At 39.9% G+C, this 21,813-nt stretch carries 19 protein-coding genes; 11 read left to right on the top strand and 8 right to left on the bottom strand.

Annotated features, from left to right (window positions below; genetic code table 11):
• The first annotated feature begins 164 nt into the window (after positions 1 to 164).
• Both H6G79_RS17035 and H6G79_RS17030 read left to right on the top strand, forming a co-directional pair.
• The gene (locus H6G79_RS17035; RefSeq protein ID WP_396019808.1) at positions 165 to 1,109 is read left to right on the top strand and encodes a metal ABC transporter substrate-binding protein; all 945 of its coding nucleotides are present in this window, start codon (positions 165 to 167) and stop codon (positions 1,107 to 1,109) included.
• Between the two features lie 141 nt (positions 1,110 to 1,250).
• Positions 1,251 to 1,610 (top strand): hypothetical protein, encoded by a 360-nt coding sequence (locus H6G79_RS17030; RefSeq protein WP_190590355.1) that lies wholly within the window; start codon positions 1,251 to 1,253, stop codon positions 1,608 to 1,610.
• Positions 1,611 to 1,842: 232 nt separating this feature from the next.
• On the opposite strand, the gene H6G79_RS17025 is transcribed toward H6G79_RS17030, so the two are convergent.
• Positions 1,843 to 2,064, bottom strand: a complete 222-nt coding sequence (locus H6G79_RS17025) for a hypothetical protein (protein WP_190590356.1) — start codon at positions 2,062 to 2,064, stop codon at positions 1,843 to 1,845.
• A gap of 285 nt (positions 2,065 to 2,349) precedes the next feature.
• On the opposite strand from H6G79_RS17025, the gene H6G79_RS17020 reads away from it, so the two are divergent.
• The gene (locus tag H6G79_RS17020) at positions 2,350 to 3,096 is read left to right on the top strand and encodes a DUF561 domain-containing protein (RefSeq protein ID WP_190590357.1); all 747 of its coding nucleotides are present in this window, start codon (positions 2,350 to 2,352) and stop codon (positions 3,094 to 3,096) included.
• Between the two features lie 70 nt (positions 3,097 to 3,166).
• On the opposite strand, the gene H6G79_RS17015 is transcribed toward H6G79_RS17020, so the two are convergent.
• A complete protein-coding gene (locus H6G79_RS17015) occupies positions 3,167 to 4,315 on the bottom strand; it encodes a DegT/DnrJ/EryC1/StrS aminotransferase family protein (protein WP_190590358.1) in 1,149 nt (382 codons plus the stop codon).
• 351 nt (positions 4,316 to 4,666) lie between these two features.
• On the opposite strand from H6G79_RS17015, the gene H6G79_RS17010 reads away from it, so the two are divergent.
• The 3 genes from H6G79_RS17010 to H6G79_RS17000 all read left to right on the top strand — a co-directional run bounded on the left by H6G79_RS17010 (position 4,667) and on the right by H6G79_RS17000 (position 7,286).
• Positions 4,667 to 5,443, top strand: a complete 777-nt coding sequence (locus H6G79_RS17010; RefSeq protein ID WP_190590359.1) for an ABC transporter permease — start codon at positions 4,667 to 4,669, stop codon at positions 5,441 to 5,443.
• A 414-nt stretch (positions 5,444 to 5,857) separates the two neighbouring features.
• Positions 5,858 to 6,451, top strand: a complete 594-nt coding sequence (locus H6G79_RS17005; RefSeq protein ID WP_190590360.1) for a hypothetical protein — start codon at positions 5,858 to 5,860, stop codon at positions 6,449 to 6,451.
• 202 nt (positions 6,452 to 6,653) lie between these two features.
• Positions 6,654 to 7,286, top strand: coding sequence for a Uma2 family endonuclease (locus H6G79_RS17000; RefSeq protein WP_190590361.1), 633 nt, complete (start codon positions 6,654 to 6,656; stop codon positions 7,284 to 7,286).
• Positions 7,287 to 7,357: 71 nt separating this feature from the next.
• Here the strand turns inward: H6G79_RS17000 and H6G79_RS16995 are convergent, their stop codons facing one another.
• From H6G79_RS16995 to H6G79_RS16985, 3 genes are read right to left on the bottom strand one after another with little or no spacing between them, the layout of a single operon-like run.
• A complete protein-coding gene (locus tag H6G79_RS16995; RefSeq protein WP_190590362.1) occupies positions 7,358 to 7,657 on the bottom strand; it encodes a hypothetical protein in 300 nt (99 codons plus the stop codon).
• Positions 7,654 to 7,848, bottom strand: coding sequence for a hypothetical protein (locus tag H6G79_RS16990; RefSeq protein WP_190590363.1), 195 nt, complete (start codon positions 7,846 to 7,848; stop codon positions 7,654 to 7,656). Before H6G79_RS16990 ends, H6G79_RS16995 begins: the two co-directional genes overlap by 4 nt.
• Before the next feature lie 52 nt (positions 7,849 to 7,900).
• Positions 7,901 to 10,177: a DEAD/DEAH box helicase family protein gene (locus H6G79_RS16985; protein ID WP_190590364.1), complete on the bottom strand. Its 2,277-nt coding sequence runs from the start codon at positions 10,175 to 10,177 to the stop codon at positions 7,901 to 7,903.
• Positions 10,178 to 10,552: 375 nt separating this feature from the next.
• Between H6G79_RS16985 and H6G79_RS16980 the strand changes: the two genes are divergently transcribed.
• Positions 10,553 to 12,397 carry a tetratricopeptide repeat protein gene (locus H6G79_RS16980; RefSeq protein WP_190590365.1) on the top strand — a complete coding sequence of 615 codons (1,845 nt, stop codon included), beginning with the start codon at positions 10,553 to 10,555 and terminating at the stop codon, positions 12,395 to 12,397.
• 187 nt (positions 12,398 to 12,584) lie between these two features.
• Here H6G79_RS16980 and H6G79_RS16975 read toward each other — a convergent pair whose 3' ends face one another.
• Entirely contained in the window at positions 12,585 to 12,791 is a 207-nt protein-coding gene (locus H6G79_RS16975) for a hypothetical protein (RefSeq protein WP_190590366.1), read from the bottom strand.
• Between the two features lie 569 nt (positions 12,792 to 13,360).
• Between H6G79_RS16975 and H6G79_RS16970 the strand changes: the two genes are divergently transcribed.
• Entirely contained in the window at positions 13,361 to 14,944 is a 1,584-nt protein-coding gene (locus H6G79_RS16970) for a mechanosensitive ion channel family protein (RefSeq protein ID WP_190590367.1), read from the top strand.
• A 55-nt stretch (positions 14,945 to 14,999) separates the two neighbouring features.
• On the opposite strand, the gene H6G79_RS16965 is transcribed toward H6G79_RS16970, so the two are convergent.
• Both H6G79_RS16965 and H6G79_RS16960 read right to left on the bottom strand, forming a co-directional pair.
• The gene (locus H6G79_RS16965; protein ID WP_190590368.1) at positions 15,000 to 15,587 is read right to left on the bottom strand and encodes a DUF1877 family protein; all 588 of its coding nucleotides are present in this window, start codon (positions 15,585 to 15,587) and stop codon (positions 15,000 to 15,002) included.
• 237 nt (positions 15,588 to 15,824) lie between these two features.
• Positions 15,825 to 16,697, bottom strand: coding sequence for an S-methyl-5'-thioadenosine phosphorylase (locus tag H6G79_RS16960; protein WP_190590369.1), 873 nt, complete (start codon positions 16,695 to 16,697; stop codon positions 15,825 to 15,827).
• 287 nt (positions 16,698 to 16,984) lie between these two features.
• Between H6G79_RS16960 and H6G79_RS16955 the strand changes: the two genes are divergently transcribed.
• The 3 genes from H6G79_RS16955 (at position 16,985) to H6G79_RS37355 (ending at position 21,692) form a co-directional block, all read left to right on the top strand.
• Positions 16,985 to 19,072, top strand: a complete 2,088-nt coding sequence (locus H6G79_RS16955) for an S-layer homology domain-containing protein (protein WP_190590370.1) — start codon at positions 16,985 to 16,987, stop codon at positions 19,070 to 19,072.
• Between the two features lie 127 nt (positions 19,073 to 19,199).
• On the top strand, positions 19,200 to 19,931 hold the full coding sequence (locus H6G79_RS16950; RefSeq protein WP_396019807.1) for a hypothetical protein: 732 nt from the start codon (positions 19,200 to 19,202) through the stop codon (positions 19,929 to 19,931).
• A gap of 426 nt (positions 19,932 to 20,357) precedes the next feature.
• On the top strand, positions 20,358 to 21,692 hold the full coding sequence (locus tag H6G79_RS37355) for a hypothetical protein (RefSeq protein ID WP_277877261.1): 1,335 nt from the start codon (positions 20,358 to 20,360) through the stop codon (positions 21,690 to 21,692).
• Positions 21,693 to 21,813: the final 121 nt, after the last annotated feature.

Raw genomic sequence — 21,813 nt, 5'->3', positions numbered from 1 at the left:
TACTACAAAAATGAGAAAAATATGAAAAAATCTATAATAAGCAGTAATGTCACAGATAAATGAGTGTAATACCTGAGATAGAGGGCGTTCTTGTCCCGCAAAAGTCAACCATCCCTAGTCAGAAAACAGAAATTTTTAGCTTGGTTTCTCGGCTGTGTCTGGGAATGCTTTTACCGTTGGCTTTGTTTAGTTGTAGTCAAAACAATACCAACTCCACAATTACCAAAGGTAGTGATAAACCGAGGGTTGTGGCTACTAGCACCATCATTGCAGACTTAACCCAAGAAGTTGGCGGCGACGAAATTCAACTCAAAGGAATCCTCAAACCCGGTGCTGATCCCCATGTTTATGAACCAGTCCCCGCCGATAGTCGATTTTTAGAAGAAGCCAACTTAATTTTGTATAACGGCTATAACTTAGAACCAGGATTAATTAAGTTAATGAATGCGGCTGGAAAAGGAAAGAAGGTAGCCGTAGGGGAAATAGTCAAACCCTTGGAGTTAGATAAAGGTAAAGGTGAAATTGTACCAGACCCCCATGTTTGGGGAAGTGCGGAAAATGCGGCCGCGATGGTAAATGTGATTCGAGATGCGTTGATTGAGTTATCGCCAGCAGATAAAGAGGAATTTACTCAAAACGCAGCCGAATTAACGGATGAATTAAAACAACTGCATACCTGGATAAATCAACAAATTCAAACTATTCCGCCCGATAAACGCAAACTAATTACAACCCATGATGCTTTTCAATATTATGGACGTGCATATAGTATTGCGATCGCCGGAACTTTAATTGGCATCAGCACCGAAGAACAACCAAGCGCCCAAACTGTCCAAAGATTAGTAGAATCAGTCAAAAAAACAGGCGTACCCGCCATTTTTGCCGAAACTACAATTAATCCCACCTTAATCAAAACCGTAGCTCAAGAAGCAGGCGTAAATCTAGCGCCTCAACAACTTTATTCTGATTCCATTGGTGCTAAAGGTAGCAATGGAGAAACGTACATCAAAATGATGGAGGCAAATACCCGCGCTATTGTTGAAGCTTTGGGTGGTAAATATACACCATTTCAACTAACTAAAAAGATAGAAGCAAAACCGCAAAAATAAATATTGCCTACTCCCTACTCCCTACTCCCTAATCCCTAACTTTTAATTTCATCAGAAACTCTCTCTGAAGAAAGACAGCATCATGGCTTGAATTTTATAAATTGAGTTAGTGAATACATAGTTTTAATTTGTGAACTAGCCATGACTGAAGAATTAGAAAATCAAAATAATCAACCCGAAAATAATCAAGCCGAAATTGAACAGCCCGTCAGCAAAGATTGGCATTCGCGCGAAGAACCCACAGCCAAAGAAAGACACTTAACAGCAAATCCTGGAGATAGAATCTCAGATCAACCTCAATCTATCGAGGAAAAAGCAAAACAAGTTGCTGTCGATTCACCAGATATTACAGGCGATCATATTAAAGTTCCCACCTATTTTATTGTGGAAGAACCCAACGGTGAGAAAAAAGCACTGCACCATGTCAAAGATGCGGAAGAAATTTCCGACGTGATTCGTCAAGCCAGAGTTGACGAAAATGGTAATCGAATCTGGTGGTAATAATTGAAGCTGTTAACTTGATAGAGACTAAAAATTGAGAGGCTTAGATCCCCGACTTCTTCAAGAAGTCGGGGATCTTGTTATTCACAAATGATTTAGGACTACGATAGTTTTACACTGCGTGAGAGTCTGGCTGTTTACGCCATTGGCGTTTTTTCATAAAGTACGATCGCCTCTTTTGTAGGTTGGGTGGAACGAAGCGGAACCTAACAAATGCTATAGCAATCCTAAATCATTTGTGAAATTCTCTTTCTTTTCCTTCTTCTCCTTCTTTGTGTCCTACCCTGCGGGAAGCCGCTATCGCGTCTATGCGTCCTTTGCGGTTCGTTAAAAAGAATACTTTTTCACAACCCAGTACTATCGTCCCGTTTGTAGCCTCTTCTGTAGGTTGGGTGGAGCGACAGCGTAACCCAACAAATGCCATGAAGAAAACCACAAAACTTTCAACTATCAAAATATCTCAATTCCAAGATAAAATTCACTCCACAATGATTTTACCTGTCACAATATTTTCTCAAAATCTCATAATTTGGTGTTGAGTTACGGCGCAATATAGATTTGCTGTGTTATTACTAATATCTCTTGTGCGCCTCCACCCAAACTACTTACTTACACCCCTAGACCCTTACACCCAATACTCAACATCTAAGATTCTGTCTTGAACTACTGACTACCCCCTAGCCGCCAACGCGCAGTAGTGTAAGAATATTCCTACCTTCGTAGCTACGAAAAACGAACTATGACGATACATCCTGTATTACAACGTGCATTTACCAACCGCCGTGTTTTGAAAGTAATTAGCGGTTTGCATAACTTTGATGGCGATCGCGTGGCTGCTATTATTAAAGCTGCTGAAATTGGTGGTGCGACTTTTGTTGATATTGCTGCTGATCCAGCAATCGTGGCAATGGCCAAAAGCTTGATTAATTTACCAGTTTGTGTATCAGCAGTTGAACCAGAAAAATTTGTGCAAGCTGTGGCGGCTGGTGCAGACTTAATTGAAATTGGTAATTTTGATTCTTTCTACGCTCAAGGGCGCAGATTTGAAGCTGAAGAAGTTTTAGCCTTGACTCAACAAACCCGCGCACTTTTACCAGAAATCACCTTATCTGTGACAGTTCCTCACATCCTGGAACTAGATCAGCAAGTACAACTGGCAGAAGAACTAGTCAAAGCTGGCGCTGACATCATCCAAACCGAAGGCGGAACCAGCAGCCAACCTGCTCACTCTGGCACTTTGGGATTAATTGAAAAAGCTGCGCCTACCTTAGCCGCAGCTTACGAAATTTCTCGCGCTGTATCTGTACCAGTATTGTGCGCTTCCGGTATTTCTAACGTTACAGCACCTTTAGCGATCGCGGCTGGTGCGGCTGGTGTTGGTGTTGGTTCTGCCATCAACCAACTCAACAGCGAAGTGGCGATGATTGCTGCTGTACGTGGTTTGGTAGAAGCATTAGAGACTGCCAATAACCGTGCAGTTGTCTAAGGAGTAGGGAGTAGTGAGTGGGGAGTAGGGAGTAGGAAATTTTTACCCGATTCCCGATTCCCCACTCCCCTTAAACCAAACAATCCTTCAGCGCATAAATCACCTGATCTTGCTGCTGGGTTGTCAGTTCTGGGAACATTGGCAAAGATAAAACCTCATGACAGGTTTGTTCAACTACTGGTAATTGTCCTGGTTGATAGCCTAAATGTTGATACACTGGCTGCAAATGCAGTGGGTAAGGGTAGTAAATCATTGAATTTACACCCCGTTCTTGCAATTGATTTTTTACCCAGTCTCGACGAGAAGCACTAGCACCATTACGTGATTCACTGATTACGCGAATGGTAAACTGATTCCAGACACTCTCGCCGCCAGGAAGTTCTTCAGGTACGACAATCCCAGAAATTTGACTGAGGAATTGTTGATAGTAAGATGCGATCGCCTGTCTTTTTTGATTCCAATTATCCAGATAACGCAGTTTAATTTGCAAAATTGCAGCTTGGATGGCATCTAAACGACTATTTACCCCAACTTCCTCGTAGTAATAGCGATTTCTTTGCCCATGCTCTTTAATTACCCGCATTTTCGCAGCTAATTCGGGATCATTGGTTGTAATTGCTCCACCATCACCACAACCGCCGAGATTCTTCGTAGGGTAAAAACTAAAGCAGCCAATATGCCCAATGCTACCAACTTTTTGATTTTCCCAAACTGCACCTGTAGATTGAGCGCAATCTTCAATCACTGCTAAATTATGATTGTTGGCGATCGCCATTAACTCTGTCATATCCACAGGCTGTCCGAATAAATGCACCGGGATAATTGCCTTGGTTTTGGGTGTAATCGCCGCAGCGATTTGCTGCAAATCTAAGTTATATGTATTAATGTCTATATCTACAAAAACAGGCTTGGCTCCCACCGCACTGATGACTTCAGCTGTCGCAATAAAGGTAAACGGTGTAGTAATCACCTCATCGCCTGCACCAATTTCTAAAGCTCGCAGGGCTAAGTAGAGCGCATCAGTTCCAGAGTTACAAGCTATACAATTAGTAACACCATGATAGGCTGCAAATTGTTGCTCAAAGCTTTCAATGATCGGGCCACCAATATAACGTCCAGATGCTAAAACTTCTAGCACTGCTGCACTTACTTCTGCTTCGATAGTGACGTATTGCTGCTTGATATCAAAAGCAGGAACAGAATTTACGCTTTGGAACATGAGTTTTTATGTGATTTGAAAATACAAAGGATGCAATTCGACAGTCAAGTTTAGCTACTTGACTTTTTGTCAAAAAGCTGATTAATAGACTGTCGCCCCGGATACGCATCAAAAAGGGTTATTACTGAAATTATTGTATGGGTAAAAATATCATACTAATTTGTAACTCGTAATTTGTAATTTGTAATTAGTCCACTCTGATAAAGTGTCAATACACAAGACTTGCAAGCACTCATTTTATGAGATGCGTCAATCCTTATTGATTCACCAACACCTCTCCCTTGTCACCCAAATATCACTGCTACAAATATTTAAGTTTCTACTCAGCACTTTTCCAGGAGGTAAACAACTGTGCAGGAATTAATCAAACTAGATTTAGCTGATTTAGGCTTGGCTGTAGGGTTAATGGCGATCGCTATTGGTTTATCTGCCTGGGAAAAATTAGGATTAGAGTTAAACTGGGCAATTGCTACAGGCAGAACCATCTTACAGCTGCTGGTATTGGGATATGTTTTCGACTTTATCTTTGCTGTCAATCATCTTGGGGCAGTTTTGGTAATTTTAGCAATTATCTTGACAATTACCGCCATTGTCGCCCGCAATCGCATCAGCCAGAAAATTCCCCTCGTCTTACCTGTGGTTTGGGGAGCGATTTTCATCAGTACCGCTTTCACACTTTTTTACACTTACTTGTTAATTTTGCAACCAGACAGATGGTTTGAAGCCCGCTATCTCATTCCCCTAGCGGGAATCATCATTGGTAATGGGATGAATGCAGCTGCGATCGCAGGTGAACGTCTGGTTAGTACCATCAATAATTCCGCTTTTGAAATCGAAACTCACTTGAGTTTAGGCGCAACTCCCCAACAAGCCGTTAGTCAATACCGGAAAGAAGCCATTCGCGCTGCATTGCTTCCCACAATTAATCAAATGATGCTGATTGGGATGGCGACACTTCCCAACATCACCGCCGGACAATTATTAGGCGGAGTCAACCCTTTAGATGCAGTTTCTTACGAAATTTTGATTGTATTTATGGTTGCAATAGCTAATTTGTTGACAACAATTTTAGTCACCAAGGGATTGTATCGTCAGTTTTTTAATTCAGCAGCACAGTTAATTAGATAATATGGGAATCCGCTTTGATTTCAGATTCTAACTCTCACTCTTTGCGTCTCTGCGTGAGATAAAAACATTCTAAAATTCAGCACTGCCATATTCTCTTATATCTCTATCTCACTAGTTACTAACTGATAAATTTCTCAAAACTTAAAGTTAGACAAGCAGAAAATTAGGATGCTCTCAAACTATTGTTTAATTGTTTTTTCTAACTCTTGACAAATGTGCGATCGCTCTAATTTCTCCCAAATATCCCAAATCAGATAGTTATAGAGAAAAATTCTGTATAAAAGTTGAATATTGACAATATAACGCCAATTTATTGATATTGTTCTATCAAGAAAAAGCTTGCAAGTCTTTTTATACCTACATCGCTAAAGCATATATACGGCAATATTCCGTATCATAAATAGTGAGGAAAAAATGAAGTATATTGGGTTTCGCACATATAGTGTGGGCATCGCTGCTATGCTTGCGTTTATGCCAACTTTGGTAAGGGCAGAAATCAAAAGCACTGTAGTAGATGCACTCGCAGCAGCAAGCTATCAGGAACGAAAACAAGTCCTCGACACAGCAAACCAAGCCGCTAAAGATAAAGGGCTGACACTTGAGGCACTTGGAAAAGCCTGCAATCTTCTCCCAGTCCGTATCGGGGCAATTCTCACAGGTCAGGCTCCATTGGAAACACCCACGCAAGAATGCTTAGAAAAGCAATTGGGACTGAAGGCAGGAATCTTGAATCCGCTACGTGTCCCGCCAGTGCGGTGGAATGCCGGAGCAATTTACCGCCTCCATGAAGCCATTGATGTGTATGCGCCTACACTTCAACGCTGGATGAATGAGCGTTTTGGTGATGCTATCTTGTCAGCGATAGATTTTACAATCAATGTCGAAGAAACTAAAGGAAGCCACGGCGAACGCCGCATTCGCATTATCTTGGATGGTAAGGCGCTGCAATATTCCGGCGATGAAGCTTGGCGACCTACAAGTACTCAGCCTGCTGGTGAACGTCGCTAGTCATTGCTGTTAATGATAAGTATAAGTAAGTGAAGTACACCATGAGTATTAAGTAATGAGTAATGAGTAATAAGTAAATTTCTGACTCATTATTCATTACTTTTTTCAATCAGTTGCTATACCTCATAAACATTGTATCTGCTGTATTTGCGTCGAATTTCAGACTTAAAATATTTAATATGCGGCATTAAATATTAAATACATGACTCAATACCTAACCAAAGTAGTTACCTTCGATGAATTCGTTGCTCAATATCCAGACGACTCAGGTAAACTCTATGAATTACACGATGGAGTAATAGTTGAAATGCCACCCCCAACAGGCGATCATGAAGAGATTATCGGATTTTTGGTGAGAAAGCTAAGTGTAGAATCAGACAGGTTAAATTTACCCTATCTCATCCCAAAAACAGTGTTCGTAAAACCGTTGGCAAGTGAATCAGCTTACTCACCAGATATCCTGTTATTAAATCAGCCAAATTTAGTTAATGAACCACTGTGGAAAAAGAAATCTACTGTGAGTCAAGCAGCATCTATTCCCTTAGTAGTTGAAGTAGTCAGCACAAACTGGCGTGATGATTATCACAAAAAATTTGCTGACTATGAAGAAATGGGAATTCCTGAATACTGGATTTTAGATTATGCGGCGTTGGGTAGCAGAGAGTATATTGGTAAACCCAAACAACCGACAATCTTAGTTTGCAGCTTAGAAGACGGTGAGTATCGAATTAACAAATTCCGGCAAGGCGATCGCATTCAATCCCCGACTTTCCCTGATTTGAATTTAACAGTTGAGCAGATTTTTCTCGCTGGGGGAATGATATCTGCTAAATAAAAATAAGGTGGATTTTTGGCGATCGCAGATCGCAGTCCGTTTCATCCATAGTTCCACCTCTAGAATATTTTTTAAGCTGCTTGCTGTTGATGTTCTATCAAATCCAGTAAAGGCGGAAATATTTTCGATTTATCACCAGAAACCAATACAAACACGGCATTTATCGAAAATGATTCTCTAATATAGTTATAAAGAATCACAAATGCTCTGGTTGTTAAGTAATGAGCATTTCTCAATAAAACTACTACCTTACGCCCTTCCATCTCTGCCAATGACAGTTTTACTTGTTCGATGAGTCTTTCAATATCTTGAGCTTCATAACCATCCGTAGCTTCAAAATCTATAATTTGGTCGCATATAAAAGATGTCATTGTTGTGCCTCCGTATCTTCTATTTTCTCAAAAGTTCCATCAGCGCGTCGCCGCCAGCCATCTACAATTACGTCATCTTCAGGATTACGAGGTTTACTAGGATCACGCCAGTCATATTTAATCAACTCGGCTAGTGATTTCGGTTCTTCGTTGGGGATTTTGTCTTTATTTGCTTCGTTAGTTTCGCTCATGCTCTAGAATAAAAATAACTGTTGTTTGCTATATTCAGCAATATTTAAAAAATTACTGTCTTGTGTTTTCTGAACTAGTCTTGTCTCTGTGAGCTTTGTGGGATAGAACTTGCAAGTTATCTATCGTAGTTAAACCACCCTGAGACATGGGTTTAATGTGATCGATTTGAAAATCTCTTTGCATTTGGCTTCTCAGCCCACTGACTGCACAAGTTATAAACCCTTTTCTATTTGTATGTTTGGCAAATACAGCCTTTTTAATTTTTCTGTATTCAATAATATCTCGTTCTTTAATTTCATATAACGTCAGTTTCTCTAAAGGTATGTTATCAGGAATCACATTTGGGAGTGATACAAATTCATTACCGTATATATCTGGCTCTTCAATTTTAAGGCTTTCAATACTCAACTGTTTCAGGAAATATAGTTTGTTGTAGCTGAATAAAACCTGCCAAAAAGATTTCTCATCATACCAAAGTGAGTTAATATAATCCGATTTTGCTTTACCACCTAATGAATTGTCATAAATATGCCTTGCTACAATAGATAAATCACATTTTCTCCTTTCACTAAAAGCTAGAAATTCTGGCTTAATTTGCTTTTGAGCGTAAAATCTTAGTATATTTTTTACATCTTCATCTCTATAACCTAGCAAATATTGGTATCCAGGAAAATAAATTTCTTTTGCAGTATTCAAAAGATACTCAAGCTCTTTTGTAGTTAGTACTTCCCTATATTGTAAATCAATGCTCTGGAATAGAACCTCTAAATCAGTCACGAAATTGTCGTATGCGTCTTCTGTATCATCGTATAATAAGACATCATAGTTTGTAGGCTTTGGCTCATATCCTTCAGAAGATTCGAGAATAGAAAAATGATAAATTCCAACAGGAATCCTTTTTATAAACTCTAATGATTCTAAATCACTAGTATCAATGGAATCATCAATAATACGAGCAAATTCCTCAATCATTTCGATAGAAATTAGCCTAGCGGTTCTATTACTTGATGCAATATCTCTTTCAATAAATTCTGCCCCATCTTCAAAATGAAGCTTTTGTGGGTTTACCCAGTTTATTTTGTCTTCCCAATCATCAATAAAACTTACTACATAGGCTTTTTCTGTCCCACCTGCCTTTTGTCCACGCAAAGCTCTTCCAATCATTTGTGTCATAAGTATTGTCGAGGTTGTGGGACGTGTGAGAAAAACCGTTTGTATATTGGGTAAATCTGTACCTTCAGTCAACATTTCTACATTAATTAAAACCTCAATTTCACCATTTCTAAACTTGTTAATTTTCTCTGAGTTGCCTTTTATAGATACTGTAGCGCCTGTGTTTAAATCTTTAACTGAAGCTACAATAAAATCCGAATTAATTCCTTTGAGTCTAAATATAGCATTCAGAGTTATTGCATGTTCTACATCAATTGCAAATACTAACAGAGGTTTATATTTTTCTCTGTTTTTGATATAGTGATCAACAATTTTATTATTACGAATACTAGATTGAGCAATTTTTTCAGCAATATTTTTGGGGAGTTTATCAAAGTCCTCAATATTTTTGATGTCTTTAGCAGACAATTTTTGCTTTATTTCTATCTTGGTTTCTAAATTTTCAAAAATTGGTTCAGCAAGAATTCCTCTAGAAATCAAGTTTCTTAAATGTTCTGAGAATATAATATCATTAGGGAAAACTAATTTTAATAGTCCCTTTTCGCTCTCACTTGTTCTGAAGGGAGTAGCGGTTAGTCCTAACATCCTAAATCCATTTGTATCGCCTCGCTTCTCTATATCATCTTTGACAGCATTAATGAGCTTACGGTAAGTTTTAGCTGTTGCATGATGTGCCTCATCAACGACCAAAAGAACTTCTGATAAATGATTGACCCAGTTTTTTAATAAGTAATCTAATCCACTATTTAAACTATCCTTACTGGCAACAATTATGTCATCATTTGGTTCAATATTTACAGGGCGGTCGTGCTGAGGATGCCCTGAAATAATACGGTATCTAAATTCTGTTACGTCATTTAATAATGATGAATAAGCACTAAATCTGATTGTCTCAAAGGCTTGGTTCAGCAATTCATGACGATGAGCAATCCATAAAACTTTTTTTCTTTTATTGATAAAATTGCGTAGTAACCAGTGAACTACTGTTAAAGTTTTTCCACCACCTGTTGGCAGAACTAATAAACCTTCAAACGAAAGTTTATTTATTTGGTCTAGTGCCTTGATTGCCTCATTTTGGTGAGCATATAACTCTCTGGGATTTTCTCCTCTTGCAACTTTGATTTCTCCAGCATAAGTAACTTGAACAGTTTTCATAATTAAACACCTGAGAAGAATATGTTTTAAGGTAAAAGCTGAAACTCAGTTTTCCTTGAGCGGTTGCAGCAAGTGATCACCCTATTTCAGAGTATTCCCAAGTTAGGTATATATTATAACTAATTGCCTAAATTCAACTTTTCTGTTAATGATTTAGATTGCTTGTACTGTTGCTACTATCTCGATACATACAATATCTCCCTAACAGGCGGTTTTTGTTGCTTCATCTGCTGAATTCAATTCAGTAGACCATTTGAAGTACATTGTGATGCTTTTACCAAGAGATCATCCCCGCGCCAAAATTTAGAGTGAAAGTTTCCATTTCCTCTCTTAACACTAGAATAAGAATTGATGTAAAGTTATCCCAGAGCTAAAGTGTCAGACTCTCTGCCATTGCGCGATCGCTACCTCGCTTTAATTGACGAAATTGTTCAACTCACCCTCCAGGGCAAAGTTAGTTCCGTGGAGATGGTGTACCAGATGTTGCAAAAAAATATTACATCGGGAACGGGGGAAATATTTGAGTTGGCATTGAGCGATCGCTTGAGTATCATCCAAAATCAGGTAGATAGCGAACAGGATGAACTCAAAAAAGCCAAAGCCAACCGCAGCCTGAGAGCAATTAAAACAATTCAAAATCAATGGCAACGTTATGCAGAACAAAACAAAGCCATAGAAGCGATCGCTACAGCAGTGCGAGAAATTACCACAGCTTCTACAGATGAACGCCTCGCTACATTGTTGCGTTTCACAGATCCCAATCAAAAACACCCACTCAATTCATCACAATTACAGCAGTTAGCCAAAGGTTTACAACAATTTGCTCAATTAGATCCTGATATTGACCAAATATCACAAGGGATTACTCGCGGTTTAGCTTCTTGGCAAAGACTCCAAGACCACTTGATTAGTTGGATGTACGAACAAAATCGAGACTTGGGATTTGGCGGCGTACCAGGAGAAAACGGCCCTTGGGCAACTTGGGCAAAAAAAGTTAATAGTGAGTTTCCCTATGGATTCTTTCGGACTTTAGCTTTGGGACAATCTGCAATTGAATTTGCCGAACAGCAAAGCAATGTGACCCTGGGTGACTGGGTAGAATTAGCGTTGATATTACAGTATTTGCAACGTGGTTTAGTTAACTGGTTTGACCAACAACCATATAATGTGCAAGCAGGCTCAAAATTATCAATTTCGACTTATTTGACCTTTGCGGTGATTTGGAGTCAGTTAGCCAGTGGTTTTGGTAATACGGCGGCGAGATTTGGTAATGCAGGTTCGCAAATGATGTTGCAAATTCTGCGAAACTTTGCCCAACGTCCTTATTTTCCCCTTTATGGTGGGATATTTGCCTCATTTTCGGGGAGTTATTTAAGAAACGCCTTAGATTATTTAGATGAACCCTTGCGCCAAGTGGAAGGAACCCAGGAAAAAGCCAGGATTTTGACACTTTTGGGTTATTCGCAACGAGCTTTAGGACAATATCCGCGTTCGATTAACTTTCACTTGCAAGCATTAGATATAGCCAGAAATGCCAGTGATCGCCCCTGCGAAATAGCCAACCTCAACCACCTCAGCCGGACTTATGTACAGGAAAAAGATTATGGCGAGGCGATTAATTATAGCCAACGCGCTTTAATCTTGAGTCGGCAAGCAGGCGATCGCAATGGTGAAGCCAACGCCTTAGTAAATCTCGGTTACAGCGAAGTTATGCAAGCACAACAACTAGAACAAGTTGAACCAGAAACTTATGAGATGCCCATTAATTATTTAGAACAAGGTTTAAAGTTATTAGAAAGATTAGGTGATATCCAAAGTAAAGCTTTGTGTTTGAGTAGTTTAGGCATTGCTTATCTAGTAATTGATCAACCCGAAACCGCAATTAAATATTTAGAAGATGGTTTTAAAACAGCCCAAACTGCGGGAGATTTATATCTACAAGGGCGGAATTTAGGATACTTAGCCGAAGCTTATTATCAATTACAAAATGCTGAAAAAGCCATTTACACTGGCAGTTTAGGCATGTATCTTTTAGAGCAGATTGCTTCTAGTGAATGGAAACAACCAGCAGGTTTATTAACAATTTTGCAAGGACAAATTGGCAAAGAAACATTTCAAAATCTGTTACAACAACACCGCCCTAAAATCATCGCAATCATTGGTGTGGATGGTTATGATCATATCCCTGCATTATTAACGACATATCAACAAGATATGTGAACAACAAGGACAAGGTAGACAAGGTAGACAAGGTAGACAAGGGAGACACATATCTTGCACCAGGCGACTGAAGTCGCGGCTACACGTTTCAAAACTTTGATTTTTCATTAGTCCGCGCTACCTCATTTACCCAAAATAGGCTGCAATATTCAGTAGAGACGCGAAATTTCGCGTCTCTAAATCAGGATTACTGCATCAAAATTTGCCGAATTAAAATACTCATAACTTCATCTTCGTTAGCGGTTGGTAATAGCGGACTCCAGTCGCCAACGCTGGCGTAGCCAATGACTTGCAAATAGTGGATTGTACTGTTAACCGCTTTGGGGGAACCAATGAGTAAATGTTTAATTGGTTCTCTGTGGGGGAGGGGATTTTTGGTAATTTGTGCCATCATGTATTTATCTCCTGAATATGGGAGCCAGATAAGGCGATCGCACACTTCTTCGCGGGATGAGGCGATCGCCTTTATCGTGCTTAATATATAATAAGGTATAAATTTATACTTGTAAATAGTTAATTGAAAAATTTTTAATAAAAATTCTCTTGTTTTTCAGGAAAGAAATTTTACGTTTGTAGTATTAATAAAAACCTCAGTAAATTATTTAGGTGTAGGTTGGGTGGAGGAACGGAAACCAACATTCACGCATACTTTGTTGGGTGTAGCGATAGCGTAACCCAACCTACTATTCTCTTAACTGAACCGTATTGGTATATAAGTATAAAACTACAAAAAATAAATAAATAATTTGTTTTAATGATTGATTAGGCTAAACTGTCTTAAATGTCTTAAGTGTCCTTGCATTTTTATACAAAGTCAGAGAGATTAAAAAATGTTGAGTATACTTTTACGTATTTCTCAAGAGTAAAAGTAAGTTTTTTTGTACAAAGAGATACCAAAAAATTTTAAACCCTTGCGTATCTAACTAATTTCATTTTCTTGTTCTTAGATAATCCTATTCAAAAATGAATATAGCAAACATAGCAATTATTATTGGTGAAGTCATATTTGTATTAGTTCTTTTTTGGCTATTAAACTTGCTAATTGGCATCATCTTTAAACAGTTAAATAGAGTTGCTTGGCTGCAAGAAAGAACTGCAAACATCACCTTCCTACGTCGGAGTATTAGCAGAATTTTAATGCTGATTTCCGTGGCGCTGTGTTTGGCGCTGGTTGGTGTGAATGGAATGATAATTTACCGGGGTGAAAATGTTCAAGAATTTCAACTTAATTTGATTCGCAGTCTTCCTACACAATTTTGGGTAAATCTGGTCACTGCAAGTTTAAAAACTATCAGTTTGCTATTGCTAGTTAAATTTAGCATCCCACCTTTAAGCCGTGGAATAGACTGGGTTTCTGACTACGCGAAGAAAGTCGATCAAATCAAAGCCAATGATGAAAGTGTCGAGGCTTTTTTCCAAACTTTAAAAAGAATTATTATTCATAGTGCATGGATAGCTACTGCTATTTTATGCGCTAATTTTTTGTATCTTCCCGCAATTGTTACTAAATATCTATTTATTGCTTTAAAAATATATATTACTATTTCAGTTGGGTTATTAATTGTTAAAGCTGTTGCAACTATTGTTGATACTCTTGATGCGCTCAGTCTCAAGTTTTCTCATTCTAATAATCTACTGCGATTATATGAACGGTTACGCCACTTAATTCCCCTATTTAAAAAATGTTTAGAATATGTTCTTTATGTGGGAATTGTCAATCTCGTTCTCCCGGAAATAGAACCTATTGCGTGGATAAGTGAGTATACTCCCAGAGTTGTGCAAATTATTGGGGTTTTCTTTCTCAGCAATACTTTGATAGAAGTTGCTTACTTTTTACTAGATGAGTTCTATTTAAGAACCACAGATTTCAACGACTCACAGCGACAAAAACGGCTGACACTGATTCCCTTAATTCGGAGTTTCGCCAAATATTTTATTTATTTTACTGCTGGAGTAACTATCCTGAAACTAATTGGCATTGATCCTGCGCCCATATTAGCAGGTGCGGGAATTGTGGGTATAGCAGTCGGGCTAGGGGCGCAAAATCTGATTAATGATGTTGTGTGTGGATTTTTGATTTTATTTGAAAACTATTATTTGGTAGGTGATTATATAGAAGCCGGGAAAATGGAAGAAAGAAGCGTGGAGGGAATTGTTGAAGCCATTGAACTGCGAACTACTCATGTCCGCCATCCCGATGGACAATTGCAGATTATTCGGAATGGAGATATAGGTTCAATTATCAACTTTTCTAAGCAATATATATATGCAAGAGTAGAATTTAGTGTTGCTTACGACTCTAATTTAGATCATGTATATCGAGTAGTGGAAAAAGTAGGACAGCAGTTACAAGCCCAAGAAGCTGATGTTTTAGAACCAACGCGAGTAGCAGGAATAGAACATTTTGGTGAGGATAACTTATTGTTGCTGACGCTGACAAAAGTTAAGCCAGGAAAACACCTACACATTCAGCGTGTGTTGCGTAAGATATTGAAGGATAATTTTAATCAGGCAGAAATTGAACTTTGCGGTTTTGCTAAAAATTAATCATAGTTAGTAGGTTGGGTGGAACAAAGTGAAACCCAACAAGAGTAAATTTTGACTAAGTACAATCAAGAATTACAATTCCCATATTATTTTGAGCAGCATCAATATAATAAGCAACAAATTCGTTGATAAAATATTCTGAAAAATCTTCAATGTTCTCCACAGACTGTTCTAAGTTCCTAAAGTTTGGTTGCAACTTCTCCAAACCACCAATTATTTTACGACGTTCTGCATTGGCGAATAAGTTCAAAGCATCCCAACGTGATGCTAAATCTTCTTGAGAAATTTTAGACAAAGCTTGAGCAACTTCCTGAACCTGTTCAACTGTTAAACAAATTGCTACAAGTCCATGAGAACGCAATGATTTTAAACATATTCCGCCAGCTAAAGCATCGACTAGTAGAAGATTTCCATAGTTCGGTATTGATATTTCTTGGACTAAGAATGGAGAATCACTGAACCATGCTGCTGATATGTCAGTTGAACCAGTTAACAGAAAAGATAATACTTCTGGCAAACCGTTATTAACTTCAAAAGATTCATGAGTTTCTCCATCATAGTTATCATTCCATTGAATTAAAAATGATTCAATGTCATGGAGTGTCTTGTAATTAACTTTGATCAGGCTTAGTTCAATAGACATACAAATCATCCATTATTCCAGGATTGTATTTAAGCCGCAGACTACGAAATTTCTTATCATCCCATTCTAGTTGTTCCCAACACCGAGACTTACAACATTTTTGGAGTAAGTGAGGTACGCCATAAGTATTAAGTAATGAGTAATAAGTAAAGTTCTAACTCATTACTCATTATTCATTACTCATTACGTCCCTCAATATACAAGGTTGGGTTGCACTGCGCTTCACCCAAACCACATTTATAAGTACTTGTGTAACAATAGATGTAATTTTTCTTTCGTTGCTGTTGGCGCTTTATCTAATTGAGTCAAAATTGCATATTTTAAGGCTGTGTGTGCGTCGCTGGGTGGGGGATTTTCACTCAAACGGCGGACAGTTTCTTGTATGACTTTTTGGGCGTTGACGGCGTTGCGTTGCAAGTTACCAATTACCATCTCGACGGTGACGCTATCATGATCTGGATGCCAACAATCGTAGTCTGTGACTAGTGCTAAGGTTGCGTAGGCAATTTCGGCTTCTCTGGCTAATTTGGCTTCTGGTAAGTTGGTCATCCCAATTACTGTTGCACCCCAACTGCGGTACAGGTTAGATTCGGCTTTGGTGGAAAATGCTGGCCCTTCCATACAGATATATGTGCCGCCGCGATGTAGGGTGACATCTGGTAAATTGAGAGATGCGATCGCTTCTGCTAAAATTCCAGCTAAATTGTGACAAATCGGATCACCAAAGGCAATATGCGCCACAATTCCTTCGCCAAAAAAGGTAGAAATGCGATTTTTTGTGCGATCGATAAACTGGTCTGGTATTACCATATCTAATGGTTTGGCTTCGGCTTTTAATGAACCCACCGCACTAGCCGAAATTAAATACTCTACACCCAATTTTTTCATTGCATAGATGTTGGCACGAAAAGGTAATTCGGAAGGTAATAAGGTGTGATTGCGCCCGTGACGTGCCAAAAAAGCTACCTGGGTTCCTTCGAGTGTCCCCACAATTACAGCATCGGAAGGAGAACCGAAGGGAGTTTCGATTTGCACTTCTTCTACATTCTGCAAGGCGGCCATTTTATATAGTCCACTACCACCAATGATGCCAATCTTAGGGTTAACCATATTTTTTGATACCTGTTGCTGATCTGCCTAGTTATTTTACACAGGTGTAGAACTTAGCCAGAAAATATTTTGTCTCACGCAGAGGCGCAAAGGAGTAAAGAGAAATTTTCATCATCTCCCCTAAATCCTTACGCCTAATCCTGAAATCATCAAGATATCACCTCAACTACTTGCGACTAATGGTGCTACGTCGGTATATTTACGACAGCTATGATGCTTTGAAGATTGCGGCTACAACTAAGTTATGATTCTGCCGTGACGTTTAAACACTTGCATCTCAACAACCAATGGTAAATTCCACCCTCGTGGCCACACTCTATGTCAACCCTGTAACGGGGAAAGATACTAATGATGGTTCAAGGTTGAACCCGTTTAAAAGCCTCACCCGTGCTTTAAGAACCACAACACCGATAATTATTCAGCTGTCACCAGGGACATACAGCGCGGCTAACGGTGAACAGTTTCCCTTGGTGTTAACTGCGGGGGTAACAGTCATTGGTAATGAACTGAATAAAGGTGCAGGAATTGTCATTTCTGGTGGGGGTGAATATCAAAGCCCGACTTTTAGCATCCAGAATATTACGTTGTTGTTGCTGGGTGATGCCAGTTTGATGGGTGTGAGTGTGACAAATCCCAATGCTAAAGGTACTGGGGTATGGATAGAGTCATCAAATCCTTATTTAGCTAACAATACTTTGAGTGGTTGTGGACGAGAAGGAATATTTATTACCGGCAATGCCAAACCCGCCATTTTAGATAATGTGTTTGTCCAAAATGCTGCCAGTGGGTTGTTTATGGCGCGGAATAGTAAAGGGGAGATATTACGCAACACTTTTCAAAAAAATCCTTTGGGGATAGCGATTACAGACTCAGCCGCGCCATTAATTGCCAATAATAAATTATCAGAGAATCGGACTGCGATCGCTCTTTCTCGTGATGCCCGTCCGGTATTACGGCAAAATCTCATCAGTAAAAATGCCCAAGGTGGCTTGTTGGTTAATGCTAATGCTGTCCCAGATTTGGGTAATAGCCAAGATGCTGGCGCAAATATCTTTCAAGAGAATGGCGAGTTTGATTTACAAAATGCAGCCGCCCAGCCTTTAGTTTCTGCGGGTAATCAATTAAACCCCACCTTTGTCAAAGGACAAGTTAATTTTGTCGCCGCCACCGAAGATAGTCCGAGATTAGTTACCGGGAGTAGCAGTTTTCCTGATTTGGCGGGACATTGGGCGGCGGTGTTTGTGGAAGCCTTAGTCAGTCGAGGGGCAATTAGCGGTTTTCCTGATGGCACATTTAGGCCGAATGCACCCATTACCCGCGCCCAATATGCGGCGGTGTTGGCGAAAACTTTTCAGTTACCCAGCAGCAGTCAAGGTAGTAAATTTACCGATGTCAAACCTGATTTTTGGGCAGCACCAGCTATTTTTAGTGCAGCGACAGCCGGATTTATTAGCGGTTTTCCTGATGGCACATTTCGCCCTGGAAATAATCTCACAAGGGTACAGGCGATTGTATCAATTGTGAACGGTTTAAAATTTACAGGAGGTAATTCTAATGTGTTGAGTGTCTACCGCGATCGCGCCCAAATTCCCAGTTATGCTACTAATGCTGTCGCCGTCGCCACCCAAAAATTAATTATTGTTAATTATCCCCAATCGGATTTATTAGAACCACTGCGGGAGATTACACGCGGTGAGATAGCCGCCTTACTATATCAGGCGTTGGTTGCCAATAGCAAAGAAAAAGCGATCGCCTCACCTTATATTGTTAGCCCTGATGCCGAAGTGCCGACATTTACCGACTTAGTTGGACATTGGGCGGAACCATTCATTCGCACCTTAGCCAGTCTGAATTTAACCCAAGGTTTTGCTGATGGTAGCTACCAACCAGATAAACCCATGACTCGCGCCCAATATGCAGCTTTAGTGGCGGCGGCTTTTAACCCGACTCCCAAACGCCCTTCCATTGAATTTATTGATGTTCCCCAGAATTTTTGGGCTTACAAAGCCTTACAAATTGCTGCTAGTGGTGGTTTTGTGAGTGGATTTAGCGATCGCACTTTCCGCCCCGATCAAAATGTCCAAAGGTTACAGGTAATTGTTTCCCTGGTGAATGGTCTGGGTTTACCCGCCGCCCAAAGCAATCTATTACTGCCTTACACTGACAGTAATACTATTCCTGAATATGCCCAAAAAGCTGTGGCAACGGCTACACAACAACGTATCGTTGTCAACTATCCCAAGCCTAATTTACTCGCCCCCACCCGCGAAGCCACAAGGGCGGAGGTGGCTGCAATGGTTTATCAAGCCTTAGTAGCTATTAACCGCACCGCAAATCTTAATTCGCCCTATATTGTTTCGACAGCCAAGGGTTGACCAAGTAAAATGAAAAACATTGCTGATTAACTTGGAAACCTTGGTGACCAACCCTATAGCTAAAAACACACTAGGCTATAGGCGATGGGTCGAAAATTTACACCTATTGCCTCAAGCCAATAGTCCCATGTTTACCAAAACGCCAGAAACAGCTGCTGAATTAGCAGCAGCCCTCCTAATTCATTACAGTTTTGACCTCAGTGGCTATAGTGCGACTGAGTTAGTTTACCGTTGGCAAAATCAATATCCCCTTGATTGGCTGCACTTAGCAGTCATTGAAGCTTTGTATCAAGGTCGTTATAAAGCGATTTCTGTCCAGCAAATCCTGGCATTTTGGCAACGACGGCAACAGGCAATTTATCATTTCAACATGGAATTTGAACGCCTAATTTGCAGCAAATTCCCAGAAATTTTAACTGCCCTCAACACGCCAGCATTACCACCTGCACAAGAAGATGGTAACTCAGAAAATGTAGCGAATGTTGCCAATTTGGCAGTAAATAATTCTACATATTCGGTTGAAGCGGAATTTGAACCCAGCTACAAACGCACAGGAACCGCCTCTAGCCGTAGCGAAAGTGAACGTGTCAAAAACATTTTGGCATCATCAACTTTAACTCTCCCCGCCACAGAAACTAAATCTAGGGTGACTTCTTCACCAGTCCTGCCTCATAATTTTTCAGCAAATTCTGACAATCAGCCCAAATTACTGCCATCTACCGTTAATCATCCCCCAATTGACCGCTTTACCCCCGAAACAAGCGATCGCTCCGAGTCATTTACCTCTAAACTGAAGGCCATTTCTAACGAAAAGCCGCAACGGGTGTCTACTAATAAACAACTTGAACAAAGTTGGTAAATCTCAAAACCGCAAAAACTAACCAAATGTTTTTAGGATTAATTTTTTTTTCAAAAATTAATCTATTATTTTTTGGATATTAAATTGGCGATCGCACTGGCAACCATAAATAAAAGTTTATCTAATTTTAAATTATATTTATACTGATTTTTACTCAAAAATTAAGTAATCAGCTTAACTTAGCTATAGCAAAATCAGTTTTTCAATTATTTAAATTTCTGAATTGAAATAAAAATCTTGGTAGAGATGTTATTGCAATAGTAACGTCTCTACCAAGATTTAAAAAATCCAGAAAATCATTTTTATCAATTCAGTCACAACAAATAATTTGTCATCTGACATTTATTTGATTGCGGAAATTTCTGCAATCAAATAAGTGAATTTTTGCTGTCAAAAAATTATGCCCAAAAAACAAACATTTTTCCTATGGTTCAAGTTACTTTTAATGTGTGGGGAAACGGTTCTATTAACCGTTCAGGAATAATTAATTCTAGTGAGCCGACATATACTATTATTCACGGCTATCAAAGTACGGCTGGCAATGCTGGGAATAACTACCAACCCGCAGATTGGGTAGTCAACATTGCCCAAACCATTCGGCAGCGCGAGTCGAATGCAAACATTATTTTGGTAGATTGGGAAGCTGGCGCAAGTTCCTTGTATTATCCAACTGCGGCTGGTAACACGCGGGATGTTGGAAATCAGTTGGCTACCTATTTAAGAAGTCGCGGTGTAGCTCCAAGTGATGTTAACTTGATTGGACATAGTTTAGGAGCGCATGTAGCGGGGTTTGCTGGTACGGCTTATCGTGCAGCTACGGGAAGTTCCATCGGACAAATTGTGGGCTTAGATCCAGCCGGGCCGAATTTTGAAGGCGCAGCAGTAGGCGATCGCTTAGATCCCACCGATGCAACTCGCGTTACAGCCATACATACTAGTGAAACCCTGGGCTACGATGCCAGACTCGCTACCCTAGACCTCTACATTAACTGGAATGACCTGTTTCAACCAGGACAAATTAGTTTTGTGGGTAATCACAGTTACGCCCATACTTTGTATACACAATTACTCCAAGGCAATAGCTTTACCCAGTCCAACGGTACTCTGTTGAACTTGAACACCGTACTAAATGCCGGATTTCTGGGCGAGAACTATAACAGCACCAAAAACAATCAAGTAATTGCTGCACTCAATCTGGTTGGTACTACTGGCAATGATGTGCTGTCTGGTGGTGCGGCTAATGATACCATTCGCGGCAACGCTGGCAATGACCGGATTACAGGTGGCGACGGTAATGATTTGCTTTATGGCGATAGTGGGAGCGATCGCATTAATGGTGGACGCGGTAATGATTCAGTCTTTGGTGGTACGGGGAGCGATCGCTTGTTTGGTGATGACGGCAACGATATACTAACAGGCGCAGATGCCTCAACTGGTAGAGGGTTGGGTGAAGTTGACCGCTTAACGGGTAGTATAGGGAGCGATCGCTTTGTGGTTGGTGCTACCACAGGTATTTTCTACAGCGATGGTAATACCAGCACCTCTGGTCTAAGTGACTATGCCTTAATCACCGATTTCAATGCCCTAGAAGATATCATCCAATTATCAGGCTCCAAATCTAGCTACAGCTTGGGATCTGTACCCACGGGTTTACCCACAGGTACAGCCCTATTCCTCAACGAAAACAGTCTGGAATTGGTAGCGATTATTCAAGGTTCCACCAACCTCAGCTTGAGTGCTAACTATTTCGTCACAGTTTAAATCTCACAAGTCCCCGATAGCCCGCTACAGGCGGGCTTTTCATTTTTAACAGGGTTTTATCTAGCTTTTATAAGGTTATCTTAGGTGTCTCTTAACATCAATCGCTTATAACTCCTGAGTA

Origin of the sequence: Anabaena sp. FACHB-83 (genome assembly GCF_014697485.1) — a bacterium.
Taxonomy (GTDB): Bacteria; Cyanobacteriota; Cyanobacteriia; order Cyanobacteriales; family Nostocaceae; genus Nostoc_B.
The sequence above is the reverse complement of the archived record's forward strand: the minus strand, read 5'-3'. Positions and strand labels throughout refer to the sequence as shown.

Coding starts and splice junctions, on each gene's coding strand:
- H6G79_RS17035 (WP_396019808.1), top strand. CDS start 165: ATGCTTTTACCGTTGGCTTTGTTTAGTTGTAGTCAAAACAATACCAAC.
- H6G79_RS17030 (WP_190590355.1), top strand. CDS start 1,251: ATGACTGAAGAATTAGAAAATCAAAATAATCAACCCGAAAATAATCAA.
- H6G79_RS17020 (WP_190590357.1), top strand. CDS start 2,350: ATGACGATACATCCTGTATTACAACGTGCATTTACCAACCGCCGTGTT.
- H6G79_RS17015 (WP_190590358.1), bottom strand. CDS start 4,315: ATGTTCCAAAGCGTAAATTCTGTTCCTGCTTTTGATATCAAGCAGCAA.
- H6G79_RS17005 (WP_190590360.1), top strand. CDS start 5,858: ATGAAGTATATTGGGTTTCGCACATATAGTGTGGGCATCGCTGCTATG.
- H6G79_RS17000 (WP_190590361.1), top strand. CDS start 6,654: ATGACTCAATACCTAACCAAAGTAGTTACCTTCGATGAATTCGTTGCT.
- H6G79_RS16995 (WP_190590362.1), bottom strand. CDS start 7,657: ATGACATCTTTTATATGCGACCAAATTATAGATTTTGAAGCTACGGAT.
- H6G79_RS16990 (WP_190590363.1), bottom strand. CDS start 7,848: ATGAGCGAAACTAACGAAGCAAATAAAGACAAAATCCCCAACGAAGAA.
- H6G79_RS16985 (WP_190590364.1), bottom strand. CDS start 10,177: ATGAAAACTGTTCAAGTTACTTATGCTGGAGAAATCAAAGTTGCAAGA.
- H6G79_RS16975 (WP_190590366.1), bottom strand. CDS start 12,791: ATGATGGCACAAATTACCAAAAATCCCCTCCCCCACAGAGAACCAATT.
- H6G79_RS16970 (WP_190590367.1), top strand. CDS start 13,361: ATGAATATAGCAAACATAGCAATTATTATTGGTGAAGTCATATTTGTA.
- H6G79_RS16965 (WP_190590368.1), bottom strand. CDS start 15,587: ATGTCTATTGAACTAAGCCTGATCAAAGTTAATTACAAGACACTCCAT.
- H6G79_RS16960 (WP_190590369.1), bottom strand. CDS start 16,697: ATGGTTAACCCTAAGATTGGCATCATTGGTGGTAGTGGACTATATAAA.
- H6G79_RS16955 (WP_190590370.1), top strand. CDS start 16,985: ATGGTAAATTCCACCCTCGTGGCCACACTCTATGTCAACCCTGTAACG.
- H6G79_RS16950 (WP_396019807.1), top strand. CDS start 19,200: ATGTTTACCAAAACGCCAGAAACAGCTGCTGAATTAGCAGCAGCCCTC.
- H6G79_RS37355 (WP_277877261.1), top strand. CDS start 20,358: ATGGTTCAAGTTACTTTTAATGTGTGGGGAAACGGTTCTATTAACCGT.